The sequence below is a fragment of the uncultured Gemella sp. genome (assembly GCF_963529685.1).
Taxonomy (GTDB): domain Bacteria; phylum Bacillota; class Bacilli; order Staphylococcales; family Gemellaceae; genus Gemella.
Map to the genome: position 1 here is coordinate 1 of NZ_CAUSAI010000033.1, position 19,001 is coordinate 19,001.

General features: G+C 31.2%; 13 protein-coding genes and 1 pseudogene. All 14 read left to right on the top strand.

Features of this window, described 5'->3' with window-relative positions; translation table 11 throughout:
- A pseudogene (locus tag RWS90_RS05880) lies at positions 1 to 3,014 on the top strand (DUF1542 domain-containing protein); the annotation flags it as partial.
- Positions 3,015 to 3,365: 351 nt separating this feature from the next.
- On the top strand, positions 3,366 to 3,713 hold the full coding sequence (locus RWS90_RS05885) for a thioredoxin (RefSeq protein ID WP_314549513.1): 348 nt from the start codon (positions 3,366 to 3,368) through the stop codon (positions 3,711 to 3,713).
- 208 nt (positions 3,714 to 3,921) lie between these two features.
- Entirely contained in the window at positions 3,922 to 4,659 is a 738-nt protein-coding gene (phnC, locus tag RWS90_RS05890; protein WP_314549514.1) for a phosphonate ABC transporter ATP-binding protein, read from the top strand.
- Positions 4,634 to 6,193 carry an ABC transporter permease subunit gene (locus tag RWS90_RS05895; protein ID WP_314549518.1) on the top strand — a complete coding sequence of 520 codons (1,560 nt, stop codon included), beginning with the start codon at positions 4,634 to 4,636 and terminating at the stop codon, positions 6,191 to 6,193. The genes phnC and RWS90_RS05895 overlap by 26 nt, the downstream gene beginning before the upstream one ends.
- A 24-nt stretch (positions 6,194 to 6,217) precedes the next feature.
- A complete protein-coding gene (gene rimM / locus RWS90_RS05900) occupies positions 6,218 to 6,727 on the top strand; it encodes a ribosome maturation factor RimM (protein ID WP_314549519.1) in 510 nt (169 codons plus the stop codon).
- Positions 6,727 to 7,458 (top strand): tRNA (guanosine(37)-N1)-methyltransferase TrmD, encoded by a 732-nt coding sequence (gene trmD / locus RWS90_RS05905; protein WP_314549521.1) that lies wholly within the window; start codon positions 6,727 to 6,729, stop codon positions 7,456 to 7,458. Before rimM ends, trmD begins: the two co-directional genes overlap by 1 nt.
- An 81-nt stretch (positions 7,459 to 7,539) precedes the next feature.
- A complete protein-coding gene (gene rpsA, locus RWS90_RS05910; RefSeq protein ID WP_314549523.1) occupies positions 7,540 to 8,748 on the top strand; it encodes a 30S ribosomal protein S1 in 1,209 nt (402 codons plus the stop codon).
- 317 nt (positions 8,749 to 9,065) lie between these two features.
- Entirely contained in the window at positions 9,066 to 10,373 is a 1,308-nt protein-coding gene (gene der / locus RWS90_RS05915; RefSeq protein ID WP_314084153.1) for a ribosome biogenesis GTPase Der, read from the top strand.
- A 239-nt stretch (positions 10,374 to 10,612) separates the two neighbouring features.
- Positions 10,613 to 11,338, top strand: a complete 726-nt coding sequence (locus RWS90_RS05920; RefSeq protein ID WP_399541559.1) for a zinc metallopeptidase — start codon at positions 10,613 to 10,615, stop codon at positions 11,336 to 11,338.
- 211 nt (positions 11,339 to 11,549) lie between these two features.
- Positions 11,550 to 11,915, top strand: a complete 366-nt coding sequence (gene acpS / locus RWS90_RS05925; RefSeq protein WP_314549526.1) for a holo-ACP synthase — start codon at positions 11,550 to 11,552, stop codon at positions 11,913 to 11,915.
- A complete protein-coding gene (alr, locus tag RWS90_RS05930) occupies positions 11,908 to 13,035 on the top strand; it encodes an alanine racemase (RefSeq protein ID WP_314549527.1) in 1,128 nt (375 codons plus the stop codon). Before acpS ends, alr begins: the two co-directional genes overlap by 8 nt.
- A gap of 1 nt (position 13,036) precedes the next feature.
- Positions 13,037 to 15,205 (top strand): Tex family protein, encoded by a 2,169-nt coding sequence (locus RWS90_RS05935; RefSeq protein ID WP_314549529.1) that lies wholly within the window; start codon positions 13,037 to 13,039, stop codon positions 15,203 to 15,205.
- A gap of 11 nt (positions 15,206 to 15,216) precedes the next feature.
- Positions 15,217 to 17,076 carry an acyltransferase family protein gene (locus RWS90_RS05940; RefSeq protein ID WP_314549530.1) on the top strand — a complete coding sequence of 620 codons (1,860 nt, stop codon included), beginning with the start codon at positions 15,217 to 15,219 and terminating at the stop codon, positions 17,074 to 17,076.
- Between the two features lie 257 nt (positions 17,077 to 17,333).
- A complete protein-coding gene (gene gltX / locus RWS90_RS05945) occupies positions 17,334 to 18,797 on the top strand; it encodes a glutamate--tRNA ligase (protein WP_314549533.1) in 1,464 nt (487 codons plus the stop codon).
- Positions 18,798 to 19,001: the final 204 nt, after the last annotated feature.

Here is a 19,001-nt window from a genome sequence, read left to right on the forward strand (position 1 = left end):
TAGATAAAGTTAAGAAAGAACAAGAAGCAAATATCGATAAAGCACAAACAACTGATGAAGTAGCAAAAGCAACAGAAGCAGGTAAGAAAGCAATCGATGCAGTGCACAAAACAGAGTTAGACAAAGCAAAAGAGCAAGCGAAATCAGACTTAACAGCAGCAGCTAACAAAGAAAAAGCAGAAATTGACGCAGACAAAAACTTAACAGATCAACAAAAAGCAGACAAGAAAGCAGAAGTAGATAAAGTTAAGAAAGAACAAGAAGCAAATATCGATAAAGCACAAACAACTGACGCAGTAGCAAAAGCAACAGAAGAAGGTAAAAAAGCAATCGATGCAGTGCACCAAACAGAGCTGGAAAAAGCAAAAGCTGATTTAACAGACGCAGCTAACACTGAAAAAGGTGAAATTGGCGGAGATACAACTTTAACTGATAAAGAAAAAGAAGATTTGAAAGCTAAAGTAGATGAAGTTAAGAAAGCTGCAGAAGATAAGATTAATAATGCGAAAACACCTGAAGAAATAGCGAAAGCAACAGAAGAAGGTAAAAAAGCAATCGCAGATGTTTATAATCCACAAACGTCTAAAGGTAAATCAACAAGTATCTTCAAAGCAGAGTTAGACTTACAAACTGCTTTAGTCTCAGGAAAAGCAACTGTTGAAAAAGGCAAAGATTTAACAGACGAAGAAATTCTAAAACAATTAGCACTAGCTGATGGAGTAACAGCGAAAATCACTTCTAAACCAACTACAACAGAAACAGGAACTAAAGAAGCAGAAGTGGAAGTAACACTAGCTGATGGTACAAAAGTAACTGTAAAAGTACCAGTTGAAGTAGTTGAGTCATTAGAAAAAGCCGATAAAGATAACGATCTTGCTAAAGCGAAAGAAGATGCTAAAAAACAAGTAGAAGAAGCTGCTAAGAAAAAACTTGATGAAATCAAGAAAGATAAAGACTTAACAGCCGAGCAAAAACAAAAAGCTGAAGAAGCAATCAATAAAGCGAAAGAAGATGCTAAAAAAGCTATTGACGAAGCGTCATCAGCAGGAACAGCTAAACAAATCGCAGATGAAGCTAAAGAAAATATTGAAAAATATAATCCAAAAGCAGATACGGAAGTTAAGAAACCAGATGTAACAAACCTTGATGAAGAAAAAGCGAAAGCAAAAGCTGAAGTGCTAGAAGAAGCGCAAAAACGCATAAACGAAATCAAGAACAACAAAGATGTATCAGATGAAGAAAAACAAAAAGCTATCGACGCTATTAATAAAGCAAAAGACAAAGCTATAGAAGACATCAATAAAGGTCAATCTAAAGATGAAATCGATGCAGCTAAAGACAATGGTATTAAGAAAATAAATGAAGTTCAACCAGAGGGATCTATCGCATCTAAATTTGAACCTAAAGTTCCAGAAAACAAAGTAGAAGTGAAAAATCCAACGAAACTTTCTGACGAAGAAAAAGAAAAAGTTCGTCAAAATATTGAAGGTGTGAATACATTCCCAGATGGAACTACAGTAGATGTTAAACCAGATGGAACAGCGGTAATCACATATAAAGACGGTTCAAGCGATACTATTTCTAAAGATAAATTAGTAGCACCAGCTAAAAAAGATGAAGGTACAATTGCGTCAAGAACAGAGCCAGTTATCCCAGGAAAAACACAAGTAGGAAACACTACGAAGTTAACACCTGAAGAACAGGCTGCGGTTAAAAAAGCGGTAGAAGATGCGAATAAATTCCCAGCAGGAACTACAGTAGAAGTAAGACCAGATGGAACAGTGGTAATTACATATCCAGATAAATCTGTAGACACAATAACAGGTGATAAACTTGTTGAAAAAGGAAGTAAACAAACTATTCCAAAAGTTAAAACAGAAGCAGAGAAAAACCCAGCACAAGTGCCAGGACGTTTAACACCTGTTGAAAATACTCACAGCTTAACACCGGCAGAACAATCTGCAGTAGCAACTAAAGTGAAACAAGCCAACCCAACTGCTACAGATGTTAAGGTATCTAAAGACGGAACAGCGACATTAACATATTCAGATGGATCAGTAAACACAATTCCAGGAACAAGTCTAGTAGTAGCCAAAGATACTGAAAAAGAAGCTGCAACACAAGCTGTACAAAATCCAGCTGTGGTGCCAGCAACTACAGAAGTAGGAAATACTCACAGCTTAACACCAGAAGAGCAAGCAGCAGTAACAGCGAAAGTACAAGCAGCAAACCCAGCAGCGACAGTAACAGTATCTAAAGACGGAACAGCGACATTAACATATGGCGACGGTTCAGTAAACACAATATCAGGAACAAGTCTAGTGATTCAAAAAGAAGAAGTTGCAACACCAGACCAACCAACAATCGCTGAGAAAACAAAAGTAATCATCCCAGCCAATCCTACAAAAGTAGCAGAAGCTACAAGATTAACAGATGAAGAAAAAGAAGCTGTTAGAAAAGCTGTAGTAGAAGCTAACGGATTCGGAAGTGATGTTAAAGTTGAAGTAGCAGGAGATGGAACAGCGACAATCGTCTTCCCAGATGGTTCAGCTATTACAATTCCAGGAACAAGATTAGTAGCACAAGATCCAAAAGCACAAGATAGCAATAAAACAGACGCTGAAAAAACAACTGTTAAAGCACCAGCTCAAAGAGTAGATGTGAAAGATATAACACACTTAACAGATGAAGAAAAAGAAAAAGTTAAGGTTGCTATTTTACAAGCGAACGGTTCAGCTTTAGATGGAGTTACAATCGAAGTAGCGGGAGATGGAACAGCAACAATTACATTCCCAGATGGATCAGTAGCGACAATTCTAGGAAAAGATACAGTTCAACAATCTGCGAAAACTGAACCTGCAATTCACGAAAAACCAGAATATACTCCAGAATCAACACCAGATCAAGATAACGGCGGTAATACTGGAAGATTAGATGATAATGCAAACTCAGGTAACGGAAGTGACGCAGGAGCAGCAAACGCAGGTGACAATAATGCAAGCAAAGAAGATGCTAAAGGAGGAATCCAAGGAGCATTAGCTCATACGGGATTAGATAGCACTAGTGGTGTAGGATTAGCAGGGTTAGGATTAGCAATGTTAGGTGGATTACTTGCAGCAAGACGCCGTAAAGAAAAATAATCGTTAACTAACTATTAGAAATCGATAGCCTATAGCATAATAAAAAAGAATTTGGAGTAGGATACAATCCTGCTCCAAATTTTGGCTTATAATCTTCGGTTATATAATAAATTCACAGCACGGAAAAACGCCATTTTAAAATTTGAATTTTCATAAGCAAAAAATTAGCATAATTTATAAAAGAGGAGTAGAATAATATCTATAAAATATTAGGAGATAAAAAACATGGAAAAAACATTTGAAGAATATCTAGAAAATTTTAAAGTAATTGATTCAAAAACTGCTTTTGAAAAAATTGATTCAAAAGAGAAATTTGTATTGTTTATTGGGAGATCTTCATGCCCATTTTGTAGAAAATTCATGCCAAAATTAAGTGATGTTGTAGTGTCTAATAAAGTAGAGGCTTTCTTTATTGACTCTCAGAATTTTTCTGATGCAGCTGGTATTGAATCATTACGTGATAAATACTCAGTAAGAACTGTACCAGGTTTATTAGTAGCGGAAGCTGGAGAAGTTAAAGTAGTTTGTGATTCTAGCTTATCAGTTGAAGAAATCACAGCTTTTATTAAATAATGATTACGTACTCGTCTATTTATATAGGCGAGTTTGTTGTTTTTATAAAACTAGACAATTAGTGAGAATTCGTTAAATATTAAACAAATTGTAACATTAAAATACTGAAAATTTCTAGTTTAAGTGATATAATAGTAATTATAAAATTTTACTAAGTAAATAATTTTAGTCTATACTATAAGTAGGAATAAATTGATGAGGTGATATTGTGAAAAATGAAAAGTTAGAAATTAAAAATTTAGTTTTTAACTACGGGACGTCTAATGTGCTTAATGATATTTCTTTTGATGTTCCAAAGGGGGAATTTGTTGCTATAGTAGGCAAGAGTGGTGCTGGTAAATCTACTTTGTTACGTTGTTTAAATTTATTAAACAAACCTAACTCAGGGGAAATTAATATATCTGGGGAAAACATAATTAATTTTAATAAGAAAAAGTTGAAAATGATTCGTAGGGAAATAGCGTTTATTTTCCAAGATTATAATGTTTTAGATAATTTATATACTGTAGAAAATGTTTTGACGCCTTATTTGGTAAAAAAATCAATTGCAGGATTATTCCTTGGTTACACTAAAGAAGAATATGAAGAGGGTGTTGGTTACTTAAGACAAGTAGGATTGGAAGAGGAAGCTTTTAAGAAATCAAAATACTTATCAGGAGGGCAAAAGCAAAGAGTGGCTATAGCTAAAGCTTTGGCTCAAGATCCAAAATTGCTATTAGCTGATGAACCTGTCAGTAGTTTAGATGAGAAAAATACTACGCTTATAATGGATACCTTTAAAAGATTAAATGAACAAAATGAAATAACAGTTTTAATAAATCTACATGATGTTAATCTTGCAAAGAAATATAGTACGAAAATTTTAGGATTGAAAGACGGAAAAGTTTTATTTTATAAAGACTCTGATAAGGTGACGAAAGATGAATTTGAAGAACTTTATAGTTAGAAAATATATTACCAAATTATTATCAGTTGGATTTGTAGTATTTGTACTTAATATTGCTTATAAGGAATATGATACAAAAACATTTTCAGTAGGGTTCAAAAGAATACATAATTTACTTGGGAGAATGTATCCTATTGATTTTTCAATTTTACCTGAATTAAAACAACCGATAGTAGAAACAATAAATATTGCTTTATTTTCATCTATCTTAGCATTATGCACAGCTTTATTGTTGTTGCCTATATTGACTAATGTATTATTTAGATTGAAAATTATACCTAAGGTTTTTAGTGCAGTTTTTTCAGTATTTAGAACGATGCCATTTCTGATTATCGCTGCTATTTTAGTTAGTCTTTTTAGTACAGGTGTGTTTAGCGGCTTTGTAAGTATATATTTAATTAATTTACTAACAGCGGCAAAATTGTTAAAAGAGTATGCTGAAGAAGTGGAACTTAAACAACTTGAAGCTATGGAATCATTAGGTAGTTCGAAGTTTGTTATTTATAAAAATGCAATTTTATCTAATTTAAAACCGCAGGTAATTTCTGTTTATTTTCTAACATTAGAATCGAGTATTCGTGGAGCTAGTGTTTTAGGATTAGTTGGAGCAGGTGGAATTGGTCAAAGATTATGGCAAGAATTAAATCACTTAAGATATGATAGAGTTTCTATTATTGTCATTACGTTGGTTATTTTGATATTTATTATTGATCTTATAAGTTATTATTTTAGAAATTTACAAAATGCGTCACAATTAACATTTGAAAGATTTATTTTTAGAAAGAATGTAGTAAAAGTTGCTATTCCTTTAGTTGTGTTGGGAAGTATTGTTTATGTTACTAAGTTCATAACTATAACGCAAGAAAGATTTTTTATAGGTCTAAAACAACTAAAGGTGCTAGGAAATGGTATAATAAACCCTGATTTAGCGTATGCACCTAAGATGTTGAGTGAGTTATTAGTGAGTATAGAAATTGCGTTTAGTGCAACGATATTTGCAGCTATAACAGCTATATTTACATCGTATTTATCATCAGTAAACCTTTTTGGAAAATATAAAGCGCTAAGCATGAAGGTTTTTATAAATATACTAAGAACGTTCCCACCTATTATTGTGGCATTGATTTTCTTTAGAGGATTTGGCCCGGGAGCTATTAGTAGCTTTTTTGCGTTATATATTTACACAGTAGGTGTGATGACGAAAATGTATAATGAGGTATTAGAGGGAATTAATAATAATGTACTGCTAATGACTAAAAGTTTAGGACTCGGAAGTTTTGTTAGTTATGTGAAAATAATATTTAACGGATATTTTCCTGAGTTTGTAACTATTGTACTATACAGATTTGAAGCAAACATTAAGAACTCAACTATTCTAGGTATGGTAGGTGCAGGTGGAATTGGACATTTGCTTGTAAATAATATAGAATATAGAAATTGGAACAGAATATCTACATTATTAATTGGATTATCGTTATCGATAATTATTATTGAAAATATATCTTATTTCATACGAATGAGAGTAAAAAAATAAAAATATAAGATCAAGGAGACATAAATGCGCTTAAAAGTAGGAAAAATAGTTAATACTCATTCTTTAAAAGGAGAGGTGAAGGTTATTTCATCTACAGATTTTGAAGAACAACGTTTTAAAAAGGGTAGTGAATTATTAATAACTAGAGGGAATCAAGTTGTAAAGGAAGTAGTTGTAGAAAGTTACAGAACGCATAAAAATAATCTTTTAGTAAAATTTGAAGGAATTGACACAATAGAAGAAGCGGAAAAATTTAAAAATTTACAAATTAAAATTGATTCTGAGAATATTGGAGAATTAGAAGAAAACGAATTTTATTTCCATGAAATCATCGGATGTGAAGTCTTTGATGAAAACGAAAAAACATTAGGAGAAATTGTTGAAATTCTTACACCTGGTGCAAATGATGTTTGGGTTATAAAATCTCAAAATGGGAAAGAAATTTTAATACCTTATATTGAAGATGTAGTTAAGAGAATAGATGTTACAAATAAAAGAATCGACATTGAAGTTATGGAAGGATTAATCGACTAATGAAAATTGATATACTTACATTGTTTCCAGATATGTTCGATTCGCTAAATCATTCAATATTAGGAAAAGCAAAAGACAATAACTTATTAGACATAAATATAGTCGATTATCGAAAATTTTCTGGTAATAAACATAACCAAGTAGATGACTATCCATTCGGTGGTGGTCAAGGAATGGTATTGAAACCAGAACCGATATTTAACGCTGTTGAAAGTTTAGATAAAACGAATAAAACACGCATTATACTATTGTGTCCACAAGGGGAACGATTTAGTCAAAAAAAAGCAGAAGAATTATCGCAAGAGGATCATTTAATTTTTATATGTGGGCACTATGAAGGCTATGATGAAAGAATTAGAGAATTTTTAGTAACTGATGAATTGTCTATCGGAGATTTTATTTTAACTGGTGGAGAGTTCGCAGCCATGACAATGGTTGATAGTATAGCAAGACTTGTTCCAGATGTACTAGGAAAAGAAGAATCTCACAAAGATGATTCATTTTCAACAGGTCTTTTGGAATATCCGCAATACACAAGACCGAAAGATTATAAGGGAATGTTAGTTCCTGATGTTTTAACTAGTGGACATCATAAAAATATAGAAATTTATAGAAAAAAAGAGAGTTTACGAAGAACACTGACTAGGCGTCCGGATTTACTGGAAAATTATGAATTAAGTAAAGAAGAAGCAAAATTACTTGATGAAATAAAAAAAGAATTAAAAAATTAACATAAAATAAATGACATAACTGTATTTTTGATGTATAATATTAATATAGTATGTATTGTAAGCACAGGAGGATTAGAAGTAATGACAACTTCATTTGAGGAATTATTAAATAGCTCAGAAATGCTGAAAAAAGGAGATAAAGTAACTGGTACAGTATCTAAAATAGATAATGATAAAGTATACGTAGATGTTGCAGGAGCACAATATGACTGTGTAATCTTACGTAACCAAATCACAAGAAAACCATTTGAAAATATTGAAGAAGTGTTATCTGTTGGTGACGAAATAGAAGCTCAAGTAACAGGAATTAGAGCCGATCGTGAAAAAAGATCAGAAGATGTTCCAGGTGTAATCTATTTATCACACAAAATTTTAGAAAACGCTGAATATAAAAAATTAGTAGAACTATCATGGACTGGACTAATCGAAAAATTCGAAAACGGTGAATTAATTCAAGCAACAGTTTCTGGACAAACTAAAGGTGGATTATTAGCTGATGTAGAAGGATTACGTGCATTTATTCCTGGTTCATATATTGACACTAAATTCAGAAAAGACTTATCTAAATTTGTAGGAAATGAATACACATTCAAAATCGAAGAAGTAGATAAAGCTAAAAACAAAATTATCTTAAACAGACGCGTTATTTTAGAAGAAGAAAAAGCTAAAAAGTTAGCAGAAGTTTATGGAAACATTAATGAAGGTGACGTAATCGAAGGTAAAGTTAGTCGTATTACTGACTTTGGAGCATTCGTTAACATTGGTGAAGTTGATGGATTATTACACATCTCAGAAATTTCTCATGCTCGTGTAGAAAAAGTTTCTGATGTTCTATCAGTTGGAGATACTGTTAAAGTTGCAGTTATCGCTGTTGACAAAGAAAATGAAAAAGTTTCACTTTCTGCAAAAACATTATTACCAACACAATGGGAAGTTGCTCGTGCTACAATCAAAACTGGTGATGTATTAGAAGGTGTTGTTCGTAATACAACAGCATTCGGAGCTTTTGTGGAAGTATTACCTGATGTAGAAGGATTAGTACATATTTCTCAAATTTCTCACGACAGAGTGACAAAAGTAGAAGACGTTCTTAAAAAAGGAGATAAAGTTACAGTTAAAGTTTTAGAATTTGATTTTGAAACAGAAAGACTATCTTTATCAATTAAAGAATTATTAGAAAAACCAGTTAAAGAAGAAGTTAAGGAAGAAGCTGAGTACGATACTTCTTACTTAAAAGATGAAGATACTTCATTTAGCTTAGGGGACAAATTTAAAGATATCGAACTTTAATTTGAAAAAATAAAGAAATAAAGGCAGTAGATAGGCTTGTCTATTGCTTTTATTTTTTAGGTATTAGTGGAAGTTGAAAGCACTAAGGGGCTGACTCAAAAGTCCTAAAATTCAACAAAGTTCATATGAAAACTCATAGACGCAGTGATTTATTGATATCTAAATTCGCTTTATAAAAGCTTTTTAAGTATCTAATAAACTGTGCGGGGCTGACTCGACAAAATCTTGTTTCTTAAGAAATCACGATTTTTAAGTCGCTCCCTTTTAATAGAACTTTAGTAATTCAAGAGAAAATATATAGATATGGAGGTAAAAACATGGCAAAACCAACAGTTGCGATTATTGGTAGACCGAATGTCGGTAAATCTACAATCTTTAATAAGATTATTGGTGATAGACTTTCTATTGTTGAAGATGTAGCAGGTGTAACTCGTGATAGAATTTATTCAAAAGCAGAATGGTTAAATTATTCATTCTTTATGATAGATACAGGAGGAATCGAGTTGGAAGATACTCCGTTCCAAAAACAAATTAGAGCACAAGCAGAGCTAGCAATCGATGAAGCTGATGTTATAATTTTCTTAACAAATGGTCGTGATGGAGTAACTAGTGATGATGAGGAAGTTGCTAAGTTATTATATAAAACAGACAAACCAGTCGTGCTTGCAGTAAATAAAATTGATAATTTCGATATGAATCATATGATTTATGATTTCTATTCACTAGGATTTGGAGATCCATTCCCAATTTCAGGTTCTCATGGATTAGGTATTGGAGATTTATTAGATGAAGTTTGTAAAAACTTTAAGGTACTTGATGAAGAGGAAGAAGATGAAAAAATCAGATTCTCTCTTATTGGACGACCAAATGTCGGTAAGTCTAGTTTAATTAATACTATTTTAGGTGAAGAGCGTGTTATTGCATCTGATATTGCTGGAACTACGCGTGATGCAATCGATACTGATTTCAGACACAATGGAGATGAGTACGTTGTAATTGATACAGCAGGTATTAGAAAACGTGGTAAAGTATATGAAAGCTGTGAAAAATATTCTGTATTACGTTCACTAAAAGCAATCGAACGTTCAGATGTCGTCTTAGTTGTTCTTAATGCCGAAGAAGGTATTATTGAACAAGATAAGAAAGTGGCTGGATATGCACATGAATCTGGTAAAGGGGTCATTATAGTTGTAAATAAATGGGATGCAATCGCAAAAGACGATAAAACTATGAAAGAGTTTGATGAAAAAATTCGTGATAGTTTTGCGTACTTAGATTATGCAAAAATTATATATGTTTCTGCAAAAACTAAACAGCGTGTGTTTAATATCTTCCCATTAATTAAAGAATCATATGAAAATAGACAACGACGTATTCAAAGTTCTACACTTAATGAGATTGTTGTTGATGCAGTTGCGATGAATCCAACACCGCAAGATAAAGGTAAGAGGCTTAATATTTTCTATGCGTCTCAAGTTGCTATTAATCCACCAACATTCGTGTTCTTTGTAAATTATCCGGAGCTTATGCATTTCTCTTATGAGAGGTTTTTAGAGAATAGAATTCGTGATTCATTCAATTTTGAAGGAACGCCTATTAAGCTATTAGCACGTCAAAGAAACTAATAAAAGTTAAATTTTATAGTACGATCTAGAAGTGAATTTACTTTTGGATCGTATTATTTTATTGGAAATAAGAGTATAGAAACTGAAATATCATGAAAAATACCGAAAAGTATATGTAAAGTCATGAAAATAAAAAAACAAGAATTATTAAAGGTAAAATTTAGTCAAAATACTAGCAAATAATTTTAGAACATGGTATAATTCTTCTTATATACTTTACTAATTAGGAGGTAATCTATATGCCATTAGGATATTATGGAATGTCAGGAAGTTATATAATTTACTTTTTACTAATTATGTTGATTCCTTTATGGGCGCAATTTAAAGTAAAAAGAACATACGAAAGATATAAAAAAGTAAGAACAAAATCAGGTTTAACTGGAAAAGAAGTTGCAGAAATTATAATGCAAGCAAATGGAATTACAGGTGTTAAGGTAGTAAGAGGTGAGGTTGAATTATCAGATCATTACGATCCAACTAATAATATAGTAGTACTTTCGCCTATAGTTCATGATCAACCGACAGTTGCATCAGTAGCGATAGCAGCTCACGAGGTTGGACATGTTATTCAAGATAAAGTAGCAGATTATAAACCGATGAGATGGAGACACTCGTTAGTTCCATTAGCTAATCTTGGTGGAAATCTATCAACAATTCTTATTATGGCAGGATTCTTATTAACGGGCTTAATTGGACAATATGGTTATACAATTGCTTGGATTGGAGTAGGATTAATGCTATTTGCAGTACTATTCCAAGTAGTAACATTGCCAGTTGAGTTCGATGCGTCAAAACGAGCTTTAGAGCAAGTAGTTGATTTAAACATTGTAGATGATCAAGAACATAGACACTGTCGAAAAGTTCTAACAGCAGCAGCTTTAACTTATGTCGCAGCCGCAGTTGTAGCTTTAATGGAACTGTTAAGATTTATTTTCATTTTACTAAATAGTAGCAATAGAGATTAATAAATGATAAAAGATTGTCATGAAAAGTGGCAATCTTTTTGTTGTATTCTTGAAACTTTATGGAACATATATTTGATTACTAATTTACATAGAAGAATCTAAATATACTTGTTTATGTAAATAATAAAGGTGAATATCAAGCTAATATTTCTTTCATAAAATCTATATTAGTGATATAATAATGTAAGACTATATAATGAAGAGGTAAAAAATGATTTACGGAATCGGTTGTGATATCGTCGATATTCATCGCTTTGAAAAATATGTTGATGATAAAAAACGGCTTGAAAAATTATATACAGAAAATGAATTAAATGAATTTTATAAAATAACAAATCATAGAAGGAAAATGGAATTTCTAGCTGGACGCTTTGCAGTTAAAGAAGCTACTTCAAAAGCACTAGGAGTTGGGATTTCTAAAGAGTTTTCTTTTCATGATGTAGAAGTAAAAAAAGACGATAAAGGAAAACCTTTCATAGAATATAAAGACTTTATAACTCATCTTACTATAAGCCATACTGATACAACGGTCGTGGCATTTGTTATTTTAGAAAAAGGGGACAAGATTGATGATTAATGATAGACCGACTCAATTAAGAGTGAACTTGGATGCTTTGCTGAATAATTATAATAAGTTGAATGAACTTAATAATAATAAAATCGGTTTAGCAATAGTTAAAGCTGATTCATATGGATTAGGAGCTAAAGTAATTGCCAATCATCTTTATCAAAATGGAGTTAGGCATTTTGCTACAGCGACATTAGAAGAGGCGCTAGAACTAAAAGAAGTAATTCAAGATAGTATGGTACTTGTATTAGGTGTCACAAATCCTAAAAATATAAAATACGCAATTGAAAGTAATATTTCTCTAACTTGTCCATCTAAAGCATGGTTAGAAGAATGCTTATCTGAAATGAAAGACGTTGAAGGAAATTTAAAAATTCACGTTAAAATTGATACGGGAATGGGAAGAATTGGTATTTCTGATAAAGAAGAATTACTAAGTATAGATAATTTACTAACATCAGAAAAAATTGACTTTGAAGGGATTTTCTCGCATTATTCAAATGCTGATGGTATAGATGATATTTATGATGATTATCAAACTAAGAAATTTGATGATAGTATAAAACTGTTTAAAAATAAACCAAAATACATTCATATTGGGAATTCAGCTAGTACAGTAAAATATAGTGATAGAAAAGATCAGTATAATATGACTAGGCTAGGAATTACATTATACGGGTGTTATCCTAGTGAAAATATAGAAGAATTAGATAAGGTTAAATTAGAACCAGTAGCTACATTAATAAGTAAGGTATCTCACGTTAAGAAGTTTTTAAAGGGAGAAAAGCTAGGGTATGGAGTTAGTTACGAAGCCAAACAAGACGAATATATAGCAACAGTCCCTATTGGCTATGCAGATGGTATTCTAAGGAGAGCGCAAGGTTTTAAGATAAAAGTAGGAACAGAAGACTGTGAAATAGTAGGACGTGTTTGCATGGATCAACTTATGGTGCGTTGTAGTGAAAATATAAAAGTAGGGGACGATGTTTTATTTTTTGGCGAGTATAATGGTCAGGAGATTTCAGTAGATGATTTTGCAACTTACCAAGATACAATAAGTTATGAGATACTTTGTTGTATAAATAAACGTGTTCCAAGAATTTATTATAGAAATAAAATGGAGTTATAGTATGTACGAAAAAATTACAAAAAATTTGGCAACTAGGTTAAAAATACAAGATAAGTATATAGTAAACGTATTGAGCTTATTAGAAGAGGGAAATACAATCGCATTTATAGCCAGATATCGAAAAGAATTGACAAATTCTTTAGATGAAGTTGCCATTAAGCAAATTCAAGATGAGTTTAATTATTTAAAATCACTAGAAGAAAGAAAAGAAGAAGTAATTAGATTAATTTCAGAAAAAGGTCTACTTACTGAGGAATTAAAAAAAGATATTTTAGCACAAGAAAAGCTACAAAGGGTAGAGGATTTATACCGCCCATTTAAAGAAAAAAAACGTACTAAGGCAACGATAGCTAAAGAAAAAGGTTTAGAAAAACTAGCTAATTATATTCTGAAACTTCCTAAATCGTTAGATGATTTAAATAAAGAAGCTGCTAAGTACATAAATGCAGAAAAAGAAGTTAATAGTGTCGAAGAAGCTATCAACTATGCATTAGATGTTATTGCAGAAAATATTTCTGATAGTGCAAAATATCGTGAATATGTATTAGAAAATACTAGAAAGTTTGGTCAAATTACTTCTATACTTAAAAAAGGTGGAGAAGAAAAAGACGAAAATGCAACGTATAAAAACTACTATGAATTTGGTGAGCAAATTTCAAAAATTGCATCTCATAGAATTCTTGCATTAAACAGAGCAGAAAAAGAAGGAATAATTCGTGTTAGTATAGAAAATGATAAAGATAGGTTAAATAATTATATACTTAGAGGGTTAACAAGAAATCGTCAGACAGCGATTAGTGATTTATTATTAGAGTGTATAGCTGATAGTATGAAACGACTAATCTATCCATCTATAGAAAGAGAAATACGAAGCGATTTAACGAAAAAAGCAGAAGAAGACTCAGTAGTTATTTTCTCAGAAAACTTAAAGCAACTTTTAATGCAAAGTCCACTAAAAAATAAAAAAGTACTGGGAATAGATCCAGCCTTTAGAACTGGTTGTAAAATGGCGATTGTAGATGAATATGGTAATTTTATTGATAAAATGGTAATTTATCCACATAAGCCAGCTTCAGTAGATAAACAAGAGAAGTCTAAAAAAGATTTAATCAAATTTATTAATAAGCATAATATTAATTTAATTGCTATTGGTAATGGAACGGCCTCTCGAGAAACAGAGAAATTTGTAGTAGAAAACTTAAAAGAAGCGGGATTAAAAATAGATTATGTAATTGTGAATGAAGCGGGGGCAAGTGTGTACTCAGCAAGTGAAGTTGCACGTGAAGAATTTCCTGATTTTAATGTAGAAGAAAGAAGTGCGGTATCTATTGCACGTCGTATTCAAGATCCATTAAGTGAACTTGTGAAAATAGATCCTAAATCAATAGGTGTAGGACAATATCAACATGATATTACACCTAAGTTTTTAGAAAAAGAACTTACTTTCGTAGTAGAAACTGCGGTTAATAAAGTTGGGGTTAATGTTAATACGGCTTCTGTTTCATTATTATCTTATGTTTCTGGAGTTAATAAACAGATTGCTAAAAATATAGTGACTTATCGTCAAGAAAACGGCAAAATTGAAACTATTAAAGAAATTGCTAAAGTACCTAGACTTGGTAAAAAAACATATGAGCAGTGTGTAGGATTCTTTAGAATACCAGATAGTAAAAATATATTTGATGCTACAGGCATTCACCCAGAAAGTTATAAAGCGGCCGAAAATTTACTAAAAGAACTTAAATTGTCTACTAAAGAAGTTGGTACAGAAGAGTTTGCTAGTAAGATAGAAAGTGTAGATAAGAAAGTATTAGCAGAAAAAATAGGTATAGGTGCAGAGACTCTTGAGGATATTATCAAAGACTTAAAACAACCATTAAGAGATGAACGTGAATCATTCTCAAAACCGTTGTTAAAATCTGATATACTGACGATTGATGATCTTCAAATAGGAGTTAAACTAGCTGGAACTGTTAGAAATATTACGCAATTTGGAGCATTTATAGACATCGGTCTTAAACAAGATGCGATGGTACATATTTCAAAAATTAGTAAAAATTATATAAAGAATCCACTTGACGTTCTTAGTGTAGGTCAAATTGTCGATGTTTATGTAATAGATGTTGATAAGCAAAGAGGACGAGTTGCACTAGCAATGTACAAAGATTAAAGGAGGTAAAAATGACTAATAATAAATCGAAATATCTTCCAAGTATAGATAGCTTGAGGGCATTAGCAGTTTTAGCTGTTATTATTTACCATGTAGATGTAAATTATCTGCCAGGTGGATTTTTAGGGGTTGATTTATTCTTTGTTTTATCGGGATATTTAATCAGTTCATTAATTATTAAAGAATATAAGAAAACGGGAAGTCTTAACTTGTATAATTTTTATATAAGAAGAGCAAGACGTTTACTACCTGCAGTGTACTTTATGATAACTGTAGTATTAGTAGTAATGGTCATGTTTAATGGAGTATTATTGAAAAAAAGCCATCTTGATGCAATTTTTGGGTATATATATTCAAGTAACTGGTGGTATATATTTCATAAATTAGACTACTTTGATAGCTTTGGGTCACAAAGTCCATTTAAACATTTATGGTCACTTGCTATTGAAGAACAATTTTATATGATTTTTCCTCTGTTGTTTTTACTAGTAAATGGTAAGAAAAAAACAAAAGATGGATCGTATAAATTAAATAGAAATTTTCTATATGTTATCTTAGGAGTAATTTTAGTTTCATTAATAGCACACATAATCTTATTTGATATAAATAATATTAGTAGAATTTATTTCGGTACTGATACAAGAGCATTTTCACTTCTTGTAGGAGCAGTAGGTGCAATATTGTATCCAATAGATAAATTAAATACAAAAATAACACCACAAGAAAACCTTGTGTATAGTGTTGTTTCTTTAATATCAATTGCGGCTCTAATAACTATTATGATATACACATCTGAATATAATACTTGGTTATATAGAGGAGGATTTTTACTTGTAGCAATCTTAGGTATAATAATCATAATTAGTAGTGGGAAACAACATACGGTAATGGCAAAATTATTATCATTTAAGCCTGTTGTGTTCATAGGGAAAATTTCATATAGTTTATATTTGTGGCACTTTCCTGTATTAGTTTTAACTACACCGGTATCAGAGATAGGAAAACCAAATATTTTCTTCGTAGTATTAAGAGTTATTCTAACTTTTATTTTAGCAATAATCAGTTATGCATTAGTAGAAACGCCGATAAGAAAATTAGGATTTAAAAACTACGTTAGTATAATCTATAAAAAAATTGTAAAAAAATCAAAGAAAACAAAAAAAATTGTAGCAAGTATTGCTACGGTAGTATCTATATTATTTGTTATGGGAATATTTGGTAAGAGCGTACCTTATATTTCTACAGCTTTTGTAAAAGAGATGGACTCTAATAAAGAAAGTCAATATGTTAACAAAGGCGAGAATAACCAGGATAATAAACAAAACCAAGAAAATAAAGATAATAAAGAAAACAAAGATAAAAAAGATGATAAACAAAACGAAGAGAAAAAATATAGTTCTGTTATTGTCATGGGAGATTCTTTAACTGTAGACATCGGAGAAAAATTCCAAGAGTTGTATCCAGGAGCTGTTATTGATGGAAAAATTGGTCGTCAATTATACGTTGCGATTGAAGAGGCTAAGGATTATGCGCAATATAACAATGAAAATTCAGCGATTATTTTCCAATTAGGAACAAATGGACCATTTACAGAAAGTCAAATAGAAGATCTTGTAAAAGCTTTTGATAAGGCAGATATTTATTTTGTGAATATTAAAGTTCCAAGAGCTTGGGAAAAAACGGTAAATACCGCACTAAAAGAAGCAAAAGAAAAACATTCTAATGTAACGATAATAGATTGGTACACTGTAGCAAGTAGTGGTAAAGATTTATTTGAACCGGATAGAGTTCACTTAAATCAAACTGGTATCAAAGAAATGATAACATTAATAGAAAAAAACTTAAAACGCCCAGTGGAAATTAAACAGTAAAACACTGGAATATATATAGAAAACTAAGTGGTTGAAATAATAAATAAGCTGCTTAGTTTTCTATTTTTGGTAAAAGGGAGTAGAAAAATTGTAATAAAAGTACATTTATCTATTAAAAATTAAATTTTTCAAGGCAAGTTACGGCAAAAAACAAGCTTTTCTTAGTGAAATGTTGAACTTTAATTGAAATATTAATATAATTTGTGATATAATTGTTTAGTATTATAATTTATTTAATAATGAAAAAGGAGATAACTATGACAAAAGTAAGAGTAAGATATGCACCATCTCCAACAGGAAATTTACATATCGGTAATGCAAGAACTGCATTATTTAATTACCTTTTTGCAAAACATTACGGTGGAGATTTTGTATTAAGAATAGAAGATACTGACTTCAAACGTAATAAAGAAGAAGGTGAAAGAAGTCAACTAAAATACATGGACTGGTTGGGTCTAGATTATGATGAAGGTATTGGAAAAGAGAAAGAATTCGGACCATATCGTCAATCAGAAAGAATTGAGATTTATCAAAAATATGCTGAACAACTTATCGCAGAAGATAAAGCATATAAATGTTACATGACAGCTGAAGAATTAGAAGCTGAAAGAGAAGAACAAATTGCTAATGGATTACCACCACGTTATAGTGGAAAACATGCACACCTTACTAAAGAAGAGCAAGAAACTTTTGAAAAAGAAGGACGTAAGCCATCTATTCGTATCCGTGTACCTCAAGATAGAACGTATAGTTTTGATGACATGGTTAAAGGTGAATTATCATTCGAAGGACGTGATTTTGGTGATTTCGTAATCGTTAAAAACGATGGGGTTGCTACATATAATTTTGCAGTAGCGATTGATGATCATTTAATGGAAATTTCTCACGTATTGCGTGGAGATGATCATGTATCAAATACACCAAAACAACTTGTTGTATATGAAGCATTAGGATTCGAAGCACCAAGATTCGGACACATGACTCTAATTGTAAATGAAAACAAGAAAAAATTATCTAAACGCGATGAAACAATTATTCAATTCATTGAACAATATGATGATTTAGGGTACTTGCCAGAAGCATTATTCAACTTCATTACATTATTAGGTTGGTCTCCAGAAGGTGAACAAGAAATCTTCACTAAAGAAGAATTTGTTAAAATCTTCGATGAAAAACGTTTAAGTAAATCACCAGCATTCTTTGATAACAATAAACTAACTTGGATTAACAACCAATACATTAAAGCACAACCTTTAGAAAGAATTGTTAATTTAGCTTTACCATTCTTTGTAAAAGAAGGTGTGGCGACTCAAGAAGAAGTTGAAAGTAACAAAGCTTGGTTCGAAAAATTAATCTCATTATATCAACCACAAATGAGTTACGGTGCTGAAATCGTTGAATTAACAAAACAATTCTTCGTAGAAGATGTAAAATTTGATGAAGAAGAATTAGAAATCTTAAAACAAGAAACAACAGCAACTGTATTTGAAGACTTTTTAACAAAAGTAACAGCAGTTGAAGAATTTACAGCAGATAATATTAAAGGATTAATTAAAGAAATCCAAAAAGATACTGGTGTAAAAGGTAAAAACTTATTTATGCCGATCCGTATCGCTTCAACTGGATCAATGCATGGACCAGAATTAAACACAAGTTTAGAATTATTAGGTAAAGAACGTGTAGCAGCTAGAGTAAAAGCAGCATTAGAACTAATTAAATAATTTATAAAATATTATAAAAAAGTTAAGGGAGAAATATAAAACAATAAATTATAGAGTATCTCTTAATTTTAACTTTAATACGGAAAAACTGAAGAAATATAAATAAAAGTAAAGAAAATATCTTGACATTTAACGTCAAATAATGTATCATTACTTATGATATTGTTTATATATCTTCACGAGTAAGCCCCGGAAAACTTAGTC